The sequence below is a fragment of the Pseudomonas sp. Seg1 genome (assembly GCF_018326005.1).
Lineage (GTDB): Bacteria > Pseudomonadota > Gammaproteobacteria > Pseudomonadales > Pseudomonadaceae > Aquipseudomonas.
Genome location: NZ_AP021903.1, coordinates 1,412,898 through 1,429,913 on the forward strand (window position 1 = coordinate 1,412,898; position 17,016 = coordinate 1,429,913).

Annotated in this window: 20 protein-coding genes and 1 pseudogene; all 21 read left to right on the forward strand. The window is 59.9% G+C overall.

What is annotated here, in order from left to right; all coding sequences use genetic code 11:
* The first annotated feature begins 13 nt into the window (after positions 1-13).
* The gene (locus KI231_RS06090) at positions 14-346 is read left to right on the forward strand and encodes a phage baseplate protein (protein ID WP_201234995.1); all 333 of its coding nucleotides are present in this window, start codon (positions 14-16) and stop codon (positions 344-346) included.
* The gene (locus KI231_RS06095) at positions 343-1,338 is read left to right on the forward strand and encodes a baseplate J/gp47 family protein (RefSeq protein WP_213027712.1); all 996 of its coding nucleotides are present in this window, start codon (positions 343-345) and stop codon (positions 1,336-1,338) included. Before KI231_RS06090 ends, KI231_RS06095 begins: the two co-directional genes overlap by 4 nt.
* Complete coding sequence (locus KI231_RS06100; RefSeq protein WP_213027713.1) at positions 1,335-1,970, forward strand: phage tail protein I; 636 nt, start codon at positions 1,335-1,337, stop codon at positions 1,968-1,970. Before KI231_RS06095 ends, KI231_RS06100 begins: the two co-directional genes overlap by 4 nt.
* Positions 1,971-2,768 (forward strand): annotated as a pseudogene (locus tag KI231_RS30285) (phage tail protein); the annotation flags it as partial.
* A 450-nt stretch (positions 2,769-3,218) separates the two neighbouring features.
* A complete protein-coding gene (locus KI231_RS30290; protein WP_502937319.1) occupies positions 3,219-3,509 on the forward strand; it encodes a gp53-like domain-containing protein in 291 nt (96 codons plus the stop codon).
* Between the two features lie 10 nt (positions 3,510-3,519).
* Positions 3,520-3,945 (forward strand): phage tail assembly chaperone, encoded by a 426-nt coding sequence (locus tag KI231_RS06110; protein ID WP_213027715.1) that lies wholly within the window; start codon positions 3,520-3,522, stop codon positions 3,943-3,945.
* A 101-nt stretch (positions 3,946-4,046) separates the two neighbouring features.
* The gene (locus tag KI231_RS06115) at positions 4,047-4,232 is read left to right on the forward strand and encodes a hypothetical protein (RefSeq protein WP_003222199.1); all 186 of its coding nucleotides are present in this window, start codon (positions 4,047-4,049) and stop codon (positions 4,230-4,232) included.
* Positions 4,233-4,234: 2 nt separating this feature from the next.
* Complete coding sequence (locus KI231_RS06120) at positions 4,235-5,401, forward strand: phage tail sheath protein (RefSeq protein ID WP_103303003.1); 1,167 nt, start codon at positions 4,235-4,237, stop codon at positions 5,399-5,401.
* On the forward strand, positions 5,401-5,907 hold the full coding sequence (locus tag KI231_RS06125) for a phage major tail tube protein (RefSeq protein ID WP_213027716.1): 507 nt from the start codon (positions 5,401-5,403) through the stop codon (positions 5,905-5,907). The genes KI231_RS06120 and KI231_RS06125 overlap by 1 nt, the downstream gene beginning before the upstream one ends.
* 213 nt (positions 5,908-6,120) lie before the next feature.
* Complete coding sequence (locus tag KI231_RS06130) at positions 6,121-6,702, forward strand: phage tail assembly protein (protein ID WP_213027717.1); 582 nt, start codon at positions 6,121-6,123, stop codon at positions 6,700-6,702.
* A gap of 128 nt (positions 6,703-6,830) precedes the next feature.
* On the forward strand, positions 6,831-9,011 hold the full coding sequence (locus KI231_RS06135; RefSeq protein WP_213027718.1) for a phage tail tape measure protein: 2,181 nt from the start codon (positions 6,831-6,833) through the stop codon (positions 9,009-9,011).
* On the forward strand, positions 9,011-9,394 hold the full coding sequence (locus KI231_RS06140; RefSeq protein ID WP_213027719.1) for a phage tail protein: 384 nt from the start codon (positions 9,011-9,013) through the stop codon (positions 9,392-9,394). The genes KI231_RS06135 and KI231_RS06140 overlap by 1 nt, the downstream gene beginning before the upstream one ends.
* Complete coding sequence (locus tag KI231_RS06145) at positions 9,387-9,599, forward strand: tail protein X (protein WP_103302997.1); 213 nt, start codon at positions 9,387-9,389, stop codon at positions 9,597-9,599. Before KI231_RS06140 ends, KI231_RS06145 begins: the two co-directional genes overlap by 8 nt.
* 9 nt (positions 9,600-9,608) lie before the next feature.
* Positions 9,609-10,637, forward strand: coding sequence for a phage tail protein (locus tag KI231_RS06150; protein WP_103302996.1), 1,029 nt, complete (start codon positions 9,609-9,611; stop codon positions 10,635-10,637).
* Between the two features lie 160 nt (positions 10,638-10,797).
* Positions 10,798-11,382, forward strand: a complete 585-nt coding sequence (locus tag KI231_RS06155) for a phage tail terminator protein (protein WP_213027720.1) — start codon at positions 10,798-10,800, stop codon at positions 11,380-11,382.
* The gene (locus tag KI231_RS06160; RefSeq protein WP_213027721.1) at positions 11,379-11,561 is read left to right on the forward strand and encodes a DUF2635 domain-containing protein; all 183 of its coding nucleotides are present in this window, start codon (positions 11,379-11,381) and stop codon (positions 11,559-11,561) included. Before KI231_RS06155 ends, KI231_RS06160 begins: the two co-directional genes overlap by 4 nt.
* On the forward strand, positions 11,561-13,057 hold the full coding sequence (locus KI231_RS06165; RefSeq protein ID WP_213027722.1) for a phage tail sheath subtilisin-like domain-containing protein: 1,497 nt from the start codon (positions 11,561-11,563) through the stop codon (positions 13,055-13,057). The genes KI231_RS06160 and KI231_RS06165 overlap by 1 nt, the downstream gene beginning before the upstream one ends.
* A gap of 67 nt (positions 13,058-13,124) precedes the next feature.
* Positions 13,125-13,472, forward strand: a complete 348-nt coding sequence (locus tag KI231_RS06170) for a phage tail tube protein (protein WP_007908779.1) — start codon at positions 13,125-13,127, stop codon at positions 13,470-13,472.
* Positions 13,469-13,765: a phage tail assembly protein gene (locus KI231_RS06175; RefSeq protein WP_007908778.1), complete on the forward strand. Its 297-nt coding sequence runs from the start codon at positions 13,469-13,471 to the stop codon at positions 13,763-13,765. The genes KI231_RS06170 and KI231_RS06175 overlap by 4 nt, the downstream gene beginning before the upstream one ends.
* Before the next feature lie 130 nt (positions 13,766-13,895).
* Complete coding sequence (locus KI231_RS06180) at positions 13,896-15,794, forward strand: phage tail tape measure protein (protein WP_213027723.1); 1,899 nt, start codon at positions 13,896-13,898, stop codon at positions 15,792-15,794.
* Positions 15,781-17,016: a DNA circularization protein gene (locus tag KI231_RS06185; RefSeq protein ID WP_213027724.1), complete on the forward strand. Its 1,236-nt coding sequence runs from the start codon at positions 15,781-15,783 to the stop codon at positions 17,014-17,016. The genes KI231_RS06180 and KI231_RS06185 overlap by 14 nt, the downstream gene beginning before the upstream one ends.

A 17,016-nucleotide genomic window follows, 5' to 3' on the forward strand; every position in this document is an offset into this window, starting at 1 on the left:
TAAGAAGCCTTCCATGATCGGAATCGATAGAGACAGCGGGGCCACGGTCGACGACTGGCTGCAATTTGTGCAGCGCGCGACCCGGGCCCTGACCACGCCGCTGGGCACCCGGCAAAAAAGGCCCCTTTATGGTTCGTTGATCCCCACGTTGCTGGGGCAAAACCTCGGTGATGACGTCCTGCTTCTGGCGCAGAGCCACGCAGCGCAAGCGTTCTACAACAAGCAAAACGGCATCGACGATTTTCAGCCGCAAGTGATCGTCGCCACACGACAGGGCGCCGGCCTGCTGTTGCGTTTCGCCGGCACCTGGAAAAACCGTCAACAGACTTTCGAGGTAGTGACATGAGCATGTTGATCCCCGGCCAGAACCAATTGGCCGAACCCGCGCTGATCACCGTCGAAGCCTTCGAGGACCTGCTCGCCGAGTTCAAGATCTTTGTCATCGAATACGTCGGCGCCCGGTCGCCGGACAGTGCGGTGAAACTCAAAGTCAGTCTGGAAAACGAAAGCGAACTGCTGACCCTGGCGCTGGAAGCGTTCTGCGTGCGGTTGCAAACCCACGAACGCAAATACAACGCCCGCATCAAGCAGATGCTGGCGTGGTGGGCCACCGGCAGCAACCTCGATGCTCGGCTGGCGGACATGGGCCTGGAGCGGCAATTGCTCGACCCGGGCGATCCGGCAGCGTTCCCGCCGGTGCCAGCGGTTTATGAAAGCGACGACGACGCGCGGTTGCGTTATTACCTGGCGCCGCATGCACCGGCGGCGGGTTCGCGGATGCAGTATCGCCGCGAAGTGTTCACCCTCGGCGAGCGGCCGACGGTGAACGTCGAATCCACTGAAGCCGGTGTGGTGAATGTCACTTACACCTTCAACCCGGACGGCTTCGCCGCGCAGGTCAAGGATGGCAATGGCCGCCGCACCGCGCCGGGCGAAGTGCAGGTCACAGTGTTGTCGCGAGACGGCGATGGCACCCCGTCTGCAGCGTTGCTCGAAGGCGTGCGTCAGCACTTCGCCCGACCGGATGTACGACCGGAAACCGACCTCGTCACCGTCAAGGCTGCCGACATTCAGCGCTACAAGATCCGCGTCGTCGCCAAGATCAATTCCGGACCCGATTCCGGCCTGACCAAAGTCGCCGCGCAGCAACAATTGCAGGCTTACGCCGACAGTTGCCATCGCCTTGAAGGGCGGGTCGATCCGAGCTGGATCGACTACACGCTGCACAGCGCTGGCGCCGTGCAATTGCAGATTCTCGAACCGCTATTGCCTGTCGTGTGTAGCGCTTTTGAAGCGCCGTACTGCACGGCGGTTGAAGTCGAGGTGCTGACACTATGAGTGATCAGAATCAGCGACCGACGCTGTTGCCGGCCAACAGTTCGGCGCTGGAGCGCGGACTGGATCTGGGCTTCGGCGCCTTGTTGGATCGCATCGCACCGCCGTTCCCCGAACTGATGAATCCAAGCGAAACGCCGGTCGCGTTCCTGCCATATCTCGCAGCGGATCGCGGCGTCGCCGAATGGAGCACCGCCGCACCGGAAACGGAAAAGCGCCTGACCGTCGAACTCGCCTGGCCCACCGCGCGCCAGGCCGGCACTCGCAAAGCACTGGAAAACGCTGCCAAGGGGTTGCAACTGCGCCCGGAAATCCGCGCCTGGTACGAACAAACGCCGCCCGGCGCGCCCTACAGCTTTTCCGTGCGCGCCTTCAGCGACCAACCCTACAGCGAAGAAATCGACGCCCGTCTCGACCGACGCCTGGCCGATGCCAAAAGCGAACGGGATGTGCTGTCGGTCTCTGTAGGCCTGAGCGCATTCGGTACTCATGTCATCGGCGGCGCGACGTTCTGCGGCGAACTGACCACGGTTTATCCGGTGTTCATCGAAGGGCTGGAAACCTCGGGAGAGGTGTTCATGGCCGCTGGCATGTACACCGTCGAAACATCCACTATTTATCCTCAGGGGGCCTGAATGGCTGACTATTACACCCTGCTCACCAACGCAGGGATTGCCTACGAAACGGCGTGCAAGGCCGCGGGCACGCCGATCAAGTTGACGCAGATTTCCGTCGGCGATGGTGACGGCAAAGTCTACAACCCGGCCGCAACTGCCACGGCGCTTGCACGTGAAGTCTGGCGCGGGCCACTCAATGCGCTGTTCCAGGACGAGAAGAATCCGAGCTGGCTGCTCGCCGAAGTCACCATCCCGCCTGACGTTGGCGGTTGGTATGTGCGTGAAGCGGGGCTGTGGACTGACACCGGGATTCTTTACGCCATCGTCAAATATCCGGAGTCGTTCAAGCCGGTTCTGGCGACGTCGGGCTCGGGGAAAGAGTTCTACATTCGCTCGATTTTCGAGACCAGCAATGCATCGCTGGTGACGTTGTTGATTGATGACACGGTGGTTAAAGCCACACGTGCCTGGGTCACGGGGTATGTGACGGATGAGCTTGCCAAGCTGGATGCCAAGCAGTCGGTGCGCGTGGCTACGACTGGCAATATTGCATTAAAAGCGGCACAAACCGTTGATGGTGTCGCCGTCCATGCGGGTGACAGAGTGCTGGTGAAAAACCAGACGTTATCGAAAGACAATGGACTGTACGTTGTTGCAAATGAAGTCTGGGTTCGCGCAAAAGATGCCGACTCAAATCTCAAGGTAACGCCAACTCTGACCGTATCTGTTGAGCAGGGTACAACTCAAGCCGACACGATCTGGCAGCTTGTTACCGATGGCCCTGTGCTCCTCGGCACTACTGCTTTGGTGTTTCAAAACATCACCTTCGGCTTGGCACCGCTCAGTTCTCCGGTGTTTTCCGGCAGCCCGACAGCGCCAACGGCTAGCGTTTTTAGCAATGATGATGTTCTGGCAACTACGAAGTTTGTCCAACGAGCGCTGGGTAGTTACGCCGGCCAGACAAACTATGACTCCAACACCCAGTTGACTGTTGCCGACGTCGGGAAACTATCGATCTTTACCACAGCAGGTTTGACGGCGACGCTCCCCGATTGGAACAGCGTGCCTCCGGGGGGGATGGTACATCTGACCACCACTGCGGGACTAACAGTCAAAACTCGGTCAGGGGAAACGCTCGGAGCCGTAAATACAACCAACTTGACTAGCGTTGTGCTTAAGCCGGGCAGTTTCGCGGTGTTCAGGCGTTTGTTGCTTGGGCCTGGCTGGAGTCTGGATTCAGGGGATTCCGCGCTGAAGTACTCGCCGATGTTTGAATCTTTGCTAACGGGTTCTAATGGATACAAAAAAGATCCGAGCGGATTAATCGAACAATGGGGCTTTTTGCCTGCTTACAACACCGGCGGAACGGTTTCAGTTGTTTATCCTACCGCTTTCACTTCAGCCACTCTTTCAATCATGACTCAACGAATGGACGGGGTTATCACGTCAGGAACAATCGTAATCAATGGCATGTCGCTTAATGGATTTACCTTTGTGGATACTGGTATGCCTGTCAGTGATGTCAACGCCATATATTGGATTGCAAAAGGAAAGTAAGGGACGACCAATGCACTATTCACCGTCTAAAAATGGCTTTTATGATCCGGGTTTTACCGGTCGAGTTCCTATCGATGTAGTACCGATTACTGCAGAAGAACATCTTCGTTTGCTGGACGGGCAGAGTCGGGGGCTAATAATCGAGGCTGGTCCGCAAGGTTTTCCAATTTTAAAAGCACGGCCTGCACTGACAGCCGAACAGTTAGCGACCGCCGAACGCTATTGGCGTGATCAGCGCCTGGCGGAAACGGACGGCATTGTCGCCAGGCATCGTGACGAGCAAGAAGAAGGTCAGAACACGACGCTGGCTCCGGAGGAATATGGTCAGCTGCAGTCTTATCGTCGCACATTGCGTAGCTGGCCGGAGGCGGGGGAGTTTCCGTTGTCGGCACACCGTCCTCAAGCGCCTGCATGGCTCTCGCTACTGCCCCTATAAACGCCCCTTACTCCGGGGCGTTTTCTTATCCGCAAAAAAACCTCAACACCCGCCAAAGCCCCTCCCCACGAGGGGCTTTCCCGTTTATGGAGAAACGAAAAATGGCAACTCGCCAAACCTACACCGTGCTCGTCCCATTCCCCACCGGCGGTGGGCACTGGTCGAGCGTCGGTCAAGACCTTGATCTGCTCGACGTCGAGGCCAGTGCTTTGCACACCGCTGGTCGACTGGAACTGAAAACACCTACCACCCAGGCCAAAAAGGCCGCTGCCAAGAAGGCTGACTGAACATGGCTGAGGTTCTGAACTTCGAGCACAACGGCATTACCGTCAATGCCACTGAATCCCCCGAGGCCATGGGTGGCCTGGGTGACAACGTCATCGGTCTGGTCGGCACCGCGCCGAAGGCCGATCCGCTGATTCCGCGTAACGCCCCGTTCCGCATCAACAGCTTCACCACTCACGCGCTGCTCGATCCGACCGGTTCGGAAGAGGGCACGCTGTACCACGCGGTTTACCAGATCCTCAAAGTGGTCAAGGTGCCGGTGTATGTGGTGATCGTCGAAGCGGGCGCGACCCCGGCCGACACGGTCAACGCAGTGATCGGCGGTGTTGAGCCGGCGACCGGCCGCAAGCTCGGTCTGGCCGCGCTGGGCAGTGTCCCGGAAGACCTGACGATCATCGGCGCGCCGGGCTTCACCGGCACCAAAGCGGTGGCCAGCGAGTTTGCCTCGTTCGGCAAGCGCATCAAGGCCCGTGTGGTGCTGGACGGCAAGGACGCTTCGGTCGCTGACCAAGTGCTGTACAGCCAGGAACTCGGCGGCGCCGATCTCGGTTTCGACCGTTGCCTGGTGGTGCACAACATGCCCGCCGTGTACTCGAAAGCTGCGAAGAAAAACGTCTTCCTTGCGCCATCCAGCCTGGCGATTGCCGCGCTGGCCAAGGTCAAGCAGTGGGAGAGCCCGGGCAACCAGGTGACCTACGCCGAGGACGTCTCGCGAGTGGTCGAATACAACATCCTCGACACCTCAACCGAAGGCGATCTGCTCAACCGCTACGGCGTCAGCTATTACGCCCGCACCGTGCTTGGCGGCTTCTCGCTGCTGGGTAACCGTTCGATCACCGGCAAGTTCATCAGCTACGTCGGTCTTGAAGATGCGATCAGCCGCAAGCTGGTCAAGGCCGGCCAGAAAGCCATGGCCAAGAACTTGACCAAGTCGTTCATGGATCAAGAGGTCAAGCGCATCAACGACTGGCTGCAGACCCTGGTCGCCGACGAAACCATTCCTGGCGGCAGCGTCTATCTGCACCCGGAACTCAACAGCGTCGAGAAGTACAAGAACGGCACCTGGTACGTGGTCATCGACTACGGTCGCTACGCGCCGAACGAACACATGATTTATCAACTCAACGCCCGCGATGAAATCATCGAGCAGTTCCTGGAGGACGTTCTCTAATGTTTACCAACCGCAATCGCCAGGCCATCGCGGCCACCCTGCAAGGCCTGCCGCTGTCGGCGACCGTGGAGGAATTTACCCCGCCGAAAATCGAATTCGACATGGAAGAGATGCGCGGCGGTCGCTTCATCGTCGAAGAAATGACCAAGGGCGGCAAAGCCCTTAACGCCAAGCTGACCCTGCAAGGCATGGGCACGGAAGTGATGCTGGCGCTGGGCGTAAAACTGGGTGACGACATCCTGCTGAACGTGCGTGAAGCCGGCCAGGATCAGGATGGCAACACCTGGTTCACCTACCACACCGTCGGCGGCAAGCTGAAATCCCTTGAGGAAACCGCGGTGAAGATGGGCGAGAAACCGAAGACCAACCTCGAACTGTCCTGCCGCACCTACAACCGCCTGGAAAACAGCGTGCCGGTGATCGACATCGACGTGCGCACCCAGAAGTTCGTGCTCAACGGCGTCGACATCCTCGGTGATGCTCGTCGTGCGGTGCTGATGCCGTAATCCGGCAAGCACACCGGGCACAAAACCTGTGGGAGCGGACCCCGTGGTGAGGGGATTCATCCCCGATGGCTGCGTAGCAGCCCAAAGTCTGTTTTTGTAAAACCAGCTTGGGGCCGCTTCGCGACCCATCGGGGATAAATCCCCTCGCCACAACAGCCCGCTCCCACAAGGGACTGCAACAACTCCCCCAAAGAATCACCAAGGAATTCATTCATGTCGTGGATGCCACCCAAGCATGATTTGTTGTCGCCCATCACTGGCGATGACGGCTCGCAAATCGAACAGATCCAGCTCAAGCCGCTGTTCTACGCCGCGCAGAAAGAAGCGCTGGAGCGTGCCGGTGATGACGAAGACGATCAGTTCTTCGAACTGGCGCTGCTTGCCACCGGCCTGTCGGTCAAGGAACTCGACCAGCTCAAACGCCCGGACTACGTGAGCATCGCCCAGTACGTGCACGAGATGTCGACCCGTCCGACTTCGTACTTTCTCGAGCAGGTCGAGGACGCGGATAAATCCGCAGATCCTGATCAGGTGCAACTGCTGCAACCGCTCGCCGTGACCGGCCGCACCGTGACGTCGCTGTCGCTGGAAATGCCGGTGCTGCGCGCCACCAAAGTGATGAAGAAACTGAAAACGGCCAAGGAACGCGCCGAGTTCATCACCGCTCATTGCGCCGGCCTGATGATCCCCGATCTGGCCCAACTGACCGTCCCGGACTGGACGCAATTGCAGGTGCGCATAGACGATTTTTTAAACCAGCCGGCGGCCTACTTTCGGAACGCGACATCGAAGTAATCCTCGATATCGTCCCGCTCATTTACCCGGTAAGTGAGGCGGAGATTCTGGAATGGGACGCCGAAAAGGCGTTGCGCCGCTACGACATAGCGATCACTCGCCTTGGCGTGAAACAGGAGTAGAGCGGCATGGCAGATGATAACTATGCGTTGACGTTCGCGAAGATCAATCGAGAGGGGCGGATACCCGACACCACGGCCACCCTGAAGTCTGCTGCGATGTCCGCACGAGGCGCCGATTCGGCAGTTGCAGAGCTGACGTTGAAAGCGGATGGCGGGTTTGCCGGGCTGAGCCTGGCGCTGGCAGATGCCACCGCCGAGCTGCGTCAGTTGACGGCCGAACAGGTTCAGCTCAGGGATGTGCTGGGGTCGATACACACGGTGCTGATGTCACAGCACTCGCTGCAACAGGCACTGAACGACCGACAATCACAAATGGGCGGTATGGCCCTTGGCGCCGGGCAAAAAACGCCGAGTGAGAATGCCGCCACGGCGCCATATCAGCCTTTGCAACCGGCCATCAATCTCGACGCCGCGATGGCGAGGCTCGATCTGGTCGTCGGGCTTGAAGGCGACCAACGCAAAACGATGCAGGTCGCGCTGGAGAAGATGGCCACCGAGGCGAAAGTGGCGGCCGGCGGTACAACTACGGTTGAGCTGGCAAGCATTGGCTACGCTGGCGCCAAGGCCGGGGTCGGCAATGATCGGGTGGATGCCAAAGGCAATATCGATCAAGCCGCCAAGCAAAACGACCTGATGGATTTCACCAGAGACACGGCGGTCACGGCGACCGCGTTCGAGATGAAACCACTGGATGCCGCGGACCTGTTGATCGGCTGGCGTACCTCGATGAGCCTCAATCGCGCGCAAACCCTGGATCTGGCCGACGCGACCAGTTTGCTCGACAGTCGATTGGCCGCTTCTGCCGCTGATATCGGCTCGATTCTGGGCACTTACGGCACATCGGCAAAAGGCGCCGGAATGGCGCCCGAGCAAGCCGCGGCATTTTCTGCGGCGTTGCTTAACGCCGGGGTAAACAAGGCCGATGCGGGCGTAGCGTTCGAAAAAATCACGACGACCCTGGCACTCGGGGATAAAGCTTCTGCAAGCCAGAAAGCGGCGTTCGCTCAGCTGCAGCTCGACCCCAAGGCCCTGGCCGAGAAAATGAAGGGCGATGCTCCCGGCGCGATCATGGAGTTGCTGGAGGCGCTGAAGAAACAATCCCCGAATGAGCAATCCGCGCTGTCGACAACGTTGTTTTCGGTCGCCCAACCGGTTCGGCAAATGCTCGAGAATACCGCTGACGTGCAGCGCGCCTTTGCACTGGTGGCGGATAAAAAACAGTACACAGGGGCGGTTGATCAGACCGCCCTGACACTCGCGGATACTTCGCAGACACGCTGGAACATCTTCGGCGCCCAGAAGGACCGGCTCTATTCATCCGCCGGCGATACCGTACTGCCAGTCTTTGACTACCTGGTGGAAAAAGTCGGAGGAGCAGCCGATGGCTTGAGTGAGGTGGCGGAAAAGGCCCCGGCACTTGCTGGCGCGCTGATTCTGATGGCTGCCGGAATGAAGGGCGGCAAACCGCTGGGCGCATTGGCGTCCCAAGCCGCGACGTGGACAGGCCCGGTAATGGCCAGCATCAGATCCGGGTTGGGCAGCCTCTCGGCCAGTGCCGGATCCCTCGGAACCGCCGCCCTGAGTCGGGCCAAATTTCTGGTCTCCACTCCAGGGCGCAGCCTGATCAGTCAGGGCGCCCGATTTGGCCGGGTGGCAGGCCCATTGAGCATGCCATTGACGATGGTCGAAGCCGGCATGAAAGTCGTCGAAGGCGTGGCCGAGGGCGATACGAAAAAAGTCGCCGGTGGCGTAGGGATGGCAGCGGGCGGCTTGGCCGGTGGCTATGCCGGCGCGAGCATCGGTGCCACGATCGGTACCTTCATCCTTCCCGGCATCGGTACGATGATCGGTGGTGCATTAGGCGGCGTCATCGGCAGCTTTTACGGCAGTCAGGAAGGGGAAGCGCTGGGTGAAAAGCTTGCGACACCCGCGCCTGATCGGCTTGCTCCACCGTCAGAAGTCAGCGCCGGCCTGAGCAGTGTGCAGGCGCAAAATCAGCAGAGCCAGAATGTCACCTACGCGCCCGCTTTTAACTTCAGTGGCGGCGATCTGGTGAGTGCTGAAAAAGTGACCGCCATGGTCGCGCAGGTCATGCAGTCGCATTTCACTTCTGACTTTACGCCTTTGATAAGCACCAACCCCCTCGCCACCCGCCGCGACGCAGCCCTCACCGATGGAGTCGCCTGATGAAACAACAAATGGCACTCGGCAGTTTCATCTTCGGCCTGTCCCGCGAGTTTGCTTACAGCACGCTGGCGCGCAAATCCGATGGTGGCTGGACTGAACTGCAGATCCTCACCAGCAAACCCAAGTCCCATCAGACCGGACAGAAGCCCGAAACCCTGACCATCGGCGGCACCGCGATGTACGCCGTGGCCATGGAACGGCTCGATGAACTCCGTGCGCTGCAAGCCTTGAGAGTACCGCTGCCGTTGATCGACGGCATCGGTCGCAACTGGGGTTTGTGGCAGATCAACAGCGTTCAGGAAAACCAGAGCGAGGTCATCGATGACGGCACCGCGATGGTGATCAAGTGGGTACTCGAATTAGCGGAGTTCAACAATGCGTAAGGTCCGAAGCGTGGCCGGTGATTCGGTCAATCTGTTGCTCTACCGCGAGTCGGGTCGCTCAGACGATCAGGCCGAAGCCGCGTTGTGGAAACTCAATGCGACCCTGGCCGAACACGGCCCCGTTTTGCCGGCGGGCATCTGGGTGACGCTGCCGGAACTCGACAGCCGACCCGCCGCAATCAAACCGGTTTTGGCCTGGGACTAAGGAGGTTGCATGGCACAGGGATTTACCCCGGCGATCGAAATCTACGGCGCCAACCAGGCCTTGCTGAACCAGCGTCTGATCAGTTGGGAGCACATTGATGCTGCCGGGATGGAGTCTGATCAGCTGACACTGGTGATCGACCTGGAAGGCCTCGAAGGCTTGCCGACCCTGGGCGGAACCATCGGCCTGCGGGTGGGCTATCTGGAGTCCGGGCTGGTTGAAAAGGGCCAGTTCAAAGTGACTCGACTGACCCCGACGCTGTTCCCGTTACGCCTGACGCTGGTGGCGACCGCAGCGCCTTTCAGTGGCAAGGATGAGACCCGATTCAAGGAACGGCGCACGGCCAGTCATGGCCCGACAACCCTTGGCGGACTGTTTCGCGAGCTGGTCTTGCGGCACGGTTTTTCGCCGCGCGTCGATCCCGAACTGGCGCTGATCAGGATCACCCATGTCGATCAGTCGAACGAAACCGACATGGGCTTTATCACGCGACTGGCAAAGAAGTACGACGCGGTGGCCAAACCGTTCAACGACCTCTACGTGCTGGCGAAACCGGCGCAGCTGAAAAACCTATCGGGCCAAGTGATACCGGACGTCAGGCTGTCGGTGACCAGCAACAATCGACCGGGTGATCACGCCTTCATCAGCGCCACACTGGAAGAGACTGCCCGCACCCAGAATCAGGGTTGCAAGACCTGCTGTTGGGACGCCAATGCCGGCAAGCAGGTGGAGGTGAAAACCGGCAAGGCACCCTACAAAGTCATTCGCCAGAAACAGGCCAATGAAGAAGAAGCCAAAGCCATCGGCGAAGCCGAAGTGCGCAAGATGCTGCGCGAGAAATACAAGCTGAAGGTCACCTGTCCGGGCGATCCGCTGCTGGCTGCCGAAGGCCTGTTGGTGCTCGATGACACCTGGCCAGACTTCATGCGCGGTCGCTGGTCGATCGAAAAGGTCACCGCCAGCGGCAAGCGTGAGGAAAGCTATCGCTGCCTGATCGAGGCAACCGGCCTCGACCCCAAGGCGGACGCCAAAGCCTGATTCTGCGTGACCTCACAGCGACAGATATCCCTGTAGGAGTGAGCCTGCTCGCGATTGCGGTGTGTCAGTCAGCATCGATTCTGAATGTAAGTCCGCCATCGCGAGCAGGCTCACTCCTACATGAGTCCTGCGGTCACTCCCCTAATTCCGGAACACCACCATGAAGATCACCCCGATCCTCACGCAACTGCGTGCGCAATGCCCAAGCCTGGGCAATCACATTGCCGTCGGTGTCGATCTGGCGTTGCTGCAAGGCAACCCTGATCTGCCGACACCGTCGGCCCACATCACACCGCTGGCCGATCTGGCCAGCAACAGCACCGCGCAAAACCTCACCAGCCAACCGATCCGCGATCGCTTCGACATCGTCCTCGCACTTGACGCAACCGACGCTACAAAAGCGCTGGATCTGTTGCATGACCTGCGCGCTGAAATCTGGCGCGCGCTGGTGGGGTTCAAGCCGAGCAAGGACTACAGCGCCATCGTCTACGACGGCGGCGAACTGGTCTCGATCAACAGCAGCCGCGTCTTTTACCGGCTGCGTTTTTTTGCCGAGTTCCAACTCGGCCGCAATCTGCCCGGTCAGCCTGCGGAGAGTTGGCACGAACGTGAACTGGACGGTTTGTCGTCCTTTACCGGGGCCACCGTGCGGGTCGATGCGATCGACCCGGCCGATCCCAACCTGAAACGCCCGGGCCCCGATGGGCGCGTGGAAATGACTTTCTCTGGAGACGTAACCCCATGAGCAATCGCATCACCGTACAGCCGGCCGCTGGCCGCGCTGTACCTGACCCGGAGGCGGGCGACCTGCTGCCTCTCGAAGGCCGTGAAGTGCTGGACAGCGCCTGGTGGCGCCGGCGTCTGGCCGACGGCGATATCACTATCAAAACCGCAAAAGCGGCTAAACCACAGGGAGCCAAATAATGGCGATCGGATTCAGCAACATCCCCGCGGACATTCGTGTTCCGCTGTTCTATGCCGAAATGGACAATTCGGCCGCCAATAGCGCGAGCTCGTCTCTGCGTCGTTTGATCGTCGCTCAGGTCAACGACAACATTGCCCCGACTGAAGTCGGCAAACTGGTGCTGGTTTCCAGCGTTGCGCTGGCCAAGAGCATCGGTGGCCAGGGCTCGATGCTCGCCTCGATGTACGAAACCTTCCGCAAGGCCGACCCGATCGGCGAGATCTGGTGCCTGCCGCTGCACAACACTGAAGGTGCCATCGCCAAAGGCGTACTGACCCTGACCGGCACCGCCACTCAGGCTGGCGTACTCAACCTGTATGTTGGCGGCGTGCGTGTGCAAGCCACCGTGGTCAACGGTGCCACCGCGGCACAAGCAGCGACTGCGCTGGCGCAGAAAATCAACGCCACGGCCGATCTGCCGGTGAGCGCTGTGGCTGCCGAAGGCGTGGTCACCCTGAACGCCAAATGGACCGGCGATAGCGGCAACGACATCAGCCTGCAATTCAATCGCCTGGGCAAGAGCAACGGCGAAGAAACCCCGGCCGGCCTGACCTCCGCAATCACCGCCATGACCGGCGGCGCCGGCGTGCCGGATCAGATCGCTGCCGTGGCGGCACTGGGTGACGAACCCTTCGAGTTCATCGCATTGCCATGGTCGGATCTGTCGACCCTCAACACCTGGCAAGCCGTCATGGATGACAGCACCGGTCGCTGGTCCTGGGCCAAGCAACTGTTCGGTCACGTCTACAGCGCCAAGCGTGGCACCGTTGGCACGCTGGTCGCCGCCGGCCAGGCGCGCAATGACCAGCACATGACCATTCAGGCGCTGGAGCCGGGCGTACCGCAACCGTTCTGGGTACAAGCTGCAGCACTGGCTGCGCGCACCGCCGTGTTCATCTCCGCCGACGCCAGCCGTCCGACCCAAAGCGGCAGCCTGCCGGGCGTCGATCCTGCGCCGGCGAGCGAGCGCTTCACCCTGACCGAGCGTCAGTCGCTGCTCAACTACGGCATCGCCACCGCTTACTACGAAGGCGGTTACGTGCGCATCCAGCGTTCGATCACCACCTACCAGAAAAACGCCTACGGTCAGGCTGACAACTCCTACCTGGACAGCGAAACCATGCACCAGTCGGCGTTCATCGTGCGTCGTCTGCAAAGCGTGATCACCAGCAAGTACGGTCGGCACAAACTGGCCTCCGACGGCACCCGTTTCGGCGCCGGCCAGCCAATCGTGACGCCAGCGACCATTCGCGGCGAGCTGATCGCGCAGTACGCCAAGCTCGAACTGGAAGGCCATGTGGAGAACGCCGAGCTGTTCGCCGAGCACCTGATCGTCGAGCGCGACGTGCAGGACCCGAGCCGCGTGAACGTGCTGTTCCCGCCGGATTACATCAACGGTCTGCGTGTGTTCGCACTGCTCAACCAATTCCGTCTGCAGTACGACGACGCGGCTTGATAACCGCGTTTAGCGTCAAGCATTCAGCCCACCTCGCGTGGGCTTTTTTATTCAAGGGAGTAACACCATGGGTCAACTGATTGCAGGCACCTGCTACGTCAAGGTCGACGGCGCGCAACTGACTATCAATGGCGGCTGCGAAGCCCCGCTGATGGCGGTCAAACGCGAAACCGTCGTACCCGGTTTCTACAAGGAAACCGACATCGCGCCGTCGTTCAAAGTGACCGCGCTGCACACCGCCGACTTCCCGCTGAAGAAGCTGATCGAAGGCACCGACATCACCGTCACCTGTGAATTCAGCAACGGCAAAGTCTACGTGCTGGCCGGTGCCTACCTGGTCGAAGAGCCGGTTTCCAAGGGCGATGACGCCACCATCGAACTGAAATTCGAAGGCATCAAGGGGACCTGGCAATGAGCGGCGCCGTGAAGCTTCAAGTTGCGATCGAAGCTCACGGCGAGCCCCTGACCGAACTCGTCCTGCGCCGCCCGACGGTGCAGGAAGTGCGAGCGATCAAGGCGCTGCCGTACAAGATCGACAAGAGCGAAGAGGTCAGCCTCGACATGGATGTCGCGGCCAAATACATCGCCGTGTGCGCCGGCATTCCGCCGTCGTCGGTCAACCAGCTGGATCTGGCTGACCTCAACGCGTTGAGCTGGGCCGTTGCGAGTTTTTTCATGAGTGCGGCGTCGGCGCCATCACCGACCTGATCGCCGTCGCCTATGACCTGGCCTGGTTCTGGAAGGTTGACCCCGAACAGATGATGGCCAGGCCACTGGATGTGCTCCGCGAATCGCTGGAGCACGCGCAACGGATCAATGCGATGCAGCAGGTGCAGTGATGGCAGACGAAGAAAACAAAGCGAAAACCCCGGTGCTGCTGACGGGCATCGATGAACTGTCGCCCAAACTCGGCGCCCTGCGAGTAAAGGTCGAGAGCTTCAAGAAAAACCTCGAACAGACCGGCCTCGGCAAACTGGACATCAGCGGTCTGTTCAAGGGCGGCAGCGTGATCACGCCGTTCGTGGACGGCATCAAATCGGCGGCGGCGTTTCAGGGCAAGTTGACTGAAGTCAGCGAGACGGCGAAAACCGTTGACCTGCCCGCCGCGCCGAAAGTCGCCGCGCAGAACATGAACGTGTTCAGTGCATCGATGGAGAAGGTGTCGGGCGCTATCGATACCGCGCTGGCGCCAGCGGTCGCGGCATTGGTCGTCGGGATTGAGCCGATGCTGACTCAGGTTGGCAGCCTGCTCGCGGACAACCCGCAACTGGTCGAAGGCCTGGCGGCGGGGGCGATGGCCTTCTCCGCGATGCAAACCGCCGTCACCGGGGCGACTCAGGTGTTCGACGTGATGAGCATGGTGCTCAAGACCAATCCGATCATGTTGATCGCGATGGGTATCGCCGTGGCGGCCGGTTTGATTTATGCCAACTGGACGCCGATCAGCGCTTTCTTCAAGGGCCTGTGGGACGGCGTGAAAAACATGGGGGCGAGTGCAATGGCGACGTTGCGCTCGATCCTCGATTGGCGCCCGCTGGATGCACTGGCGGCGCTGTGGTCACCGATCGCGGGATTTTTCTCCGGGATATGGGACAAGGTCAAAGCCGTCACTGCGCCGGTGATCGACTTTTTCAAATCGGTGTTCTCGTGGACGCCCGCCGGCATGATCCTGGAAAACTGGGCTCCGCTGACGGGACTGTTTTCGGCGATCTGGGAACTGCTCAAGGCCTTGAGTGTGCCGGTGATGGCGTTGCTCAGAAACCTGTTTGATTTCTCGCCGATGCAGATGATCAGCAGTGCGTGGGGCGGTGTTGTCACGTACTTCGAACCGATGTTCGCCGGGCTGCGAAAAGTGGCGCAGTCGACTAAAGAGTTCTTCGTTTCGTTGTTCGACTTCTCGCCCATGCAGATGATCACCAGCGCTTGGGGCAGTGTCGTTGCGTACTTCCAGCCGATGTGGGCGGCACTGCAATCGGCCGTGCAAAGCGCCCGAGAGGTTTTGCGGACGTTGTTCGATTTTTTCCCGATGGAAATGATCACCAGCGCCTGGGGCGGTGTCGTTGGATTTTTCGAACCGATCTGGATGGCTCTGCAAACGTCAGTGCAACAGGTCAAAGGCTTTTTCACCAGCCTGTTCGAGTGGTCGCCGCTGGAGCAGATTGCGCAGTACTGGCAGCCGATCGGTGAAGTATTTTCGGCGCTGTGGGATGTACTGCTGGCGTTGTCCGCGCCGGTCGTGGATTTTCTGCACACCCTGTTCGAATGGAAGCCCCTGGATCAGATCATCGAGAGCTGGGGGCCGATCACCGAGTGGTTCGGCGAGTTGTGGCAAAAACTGCAAACGGTTATCGCGCCGATCAAGGAACTGTTCGACGGTGGTTTCGCCGGGTTGATCGCCAAGGTCACCGGCAAGGTCGAGACCCTGACCCAAGCGCAACGCCAGACCAATGCCGAAGGCAAAGGTGAGTTGGCCCCAGCGTTTTTTGGCGCAACCCCTCAAGCGCCGTCCACCGGGGCGTTGCAGGGCGGCTCCTTGCCGCAATCTTCCAGCGCTCTGATCCAGCAAAGCGCCGCCAACAACCGGACGCAACTCGAAGGCGGCCTGACCGTGCGCTTCGAAAATGCGCCGGCCGGACTGCGCACCGATCAACCGCAAAGCAATCAACCAGGGCTGGCGCTGTCGTCGCGCATCGGCTATCGCTCGCTATCGGCAGGAGGTTCCAATGAACTGGCGTGACCGTTTGTTGCCGGCATCCTTTCGCGGTGTCGGCTTCTGGATCGATCAGGCGAAAACCCCGGTCGGTCGCAAAGGTCAGTTGCATGAGTATCCGCAACGTGACCTGCCGTTTTTCGAGGACCTCGGCCAACAGGCCAAGACTCACGACATCACGGCATTCATCATCGGTGCCGATTGCCTGGAGCAGCGCGACAAGCTGCTCAAGGCACTGGAAGCGGGTAGCGGTGAACTGGTGCATCCATGGCTGGGACGCCTGCAAGTCAAGGTCGGCGAATGCGACATGACCCACACCCGCCAGGACGGCGGGCTGGTCACTTTTACCCTGAAGTTCTATCCCGATAAGCCGTTGCCGTTTCCGACCGCGACGGTCAGTACCCAGAAAGTCTTGCTGGCCAAAGCCGACACGTTGCTGGGCTCGGCGGTGGCACGCTTCGAGCAGGCGATGACGCTGATCAAGGCTGCGCGGATCGGCATTGCCAATCTGCGCAACAGCCTGACCGGGGTTTACGAGGTGATCAAGGAACAGCTCAAACCGTTGATCGAGCAGTACCGGCAGATCACCGAACTGGTCAAAGCGGTCAAGGAGTTGCCCAAGGAAGTGGCAGCGGAATTCAAGGGCTTGCTCGGTGATATCAAGGAGCTGAAGGCGTTCGCGAAGGAGGGCTATCGTGGCGTGATTGCCGACGTCTCCCAACAACTCGAAGCCATCCGCAAGGCTGATGCGCCGAAGATCACCACCGGCAAGGACACCAACGCAGCAGCGCAGGCGATGGCCGATCTGGTGCAGGACACGATGCTGGTCAAAGTGGCGCAATGGGTTGCGTCGATGCCAGTGGCGGCCCCTGCGGTGAAACTGTCGTCGACACCTTCGGTGGCGCATCAGGCGGACCAACCGGTGACCCGTCAGGAAGTGCCGGTGACCGATGAGATGAAAGCGCTGCAAAAGGCTGTCGGGGTGGCAATCGATCCGATGCTGGACAAGGCCGACCCCAAGCACCACCAGGCAATCAATGATGTGAAGGAAGCGCTGATTGCGCACCTCAAGGCCGTGGCGTCATCCGGTGTGCGACAGGTCACTAAATCGTTCCAGGAAAGCCTGCCGGCGCTGGTCGTGGCTTACAAGCAATTTGCCGATGCCACACGGGTGACTCAGGTGACTCAGAGTAACGCGATGAACCATCCGGGCTTTTCACCCAATGACGTGAAAGTCTCCAGGGAGTAG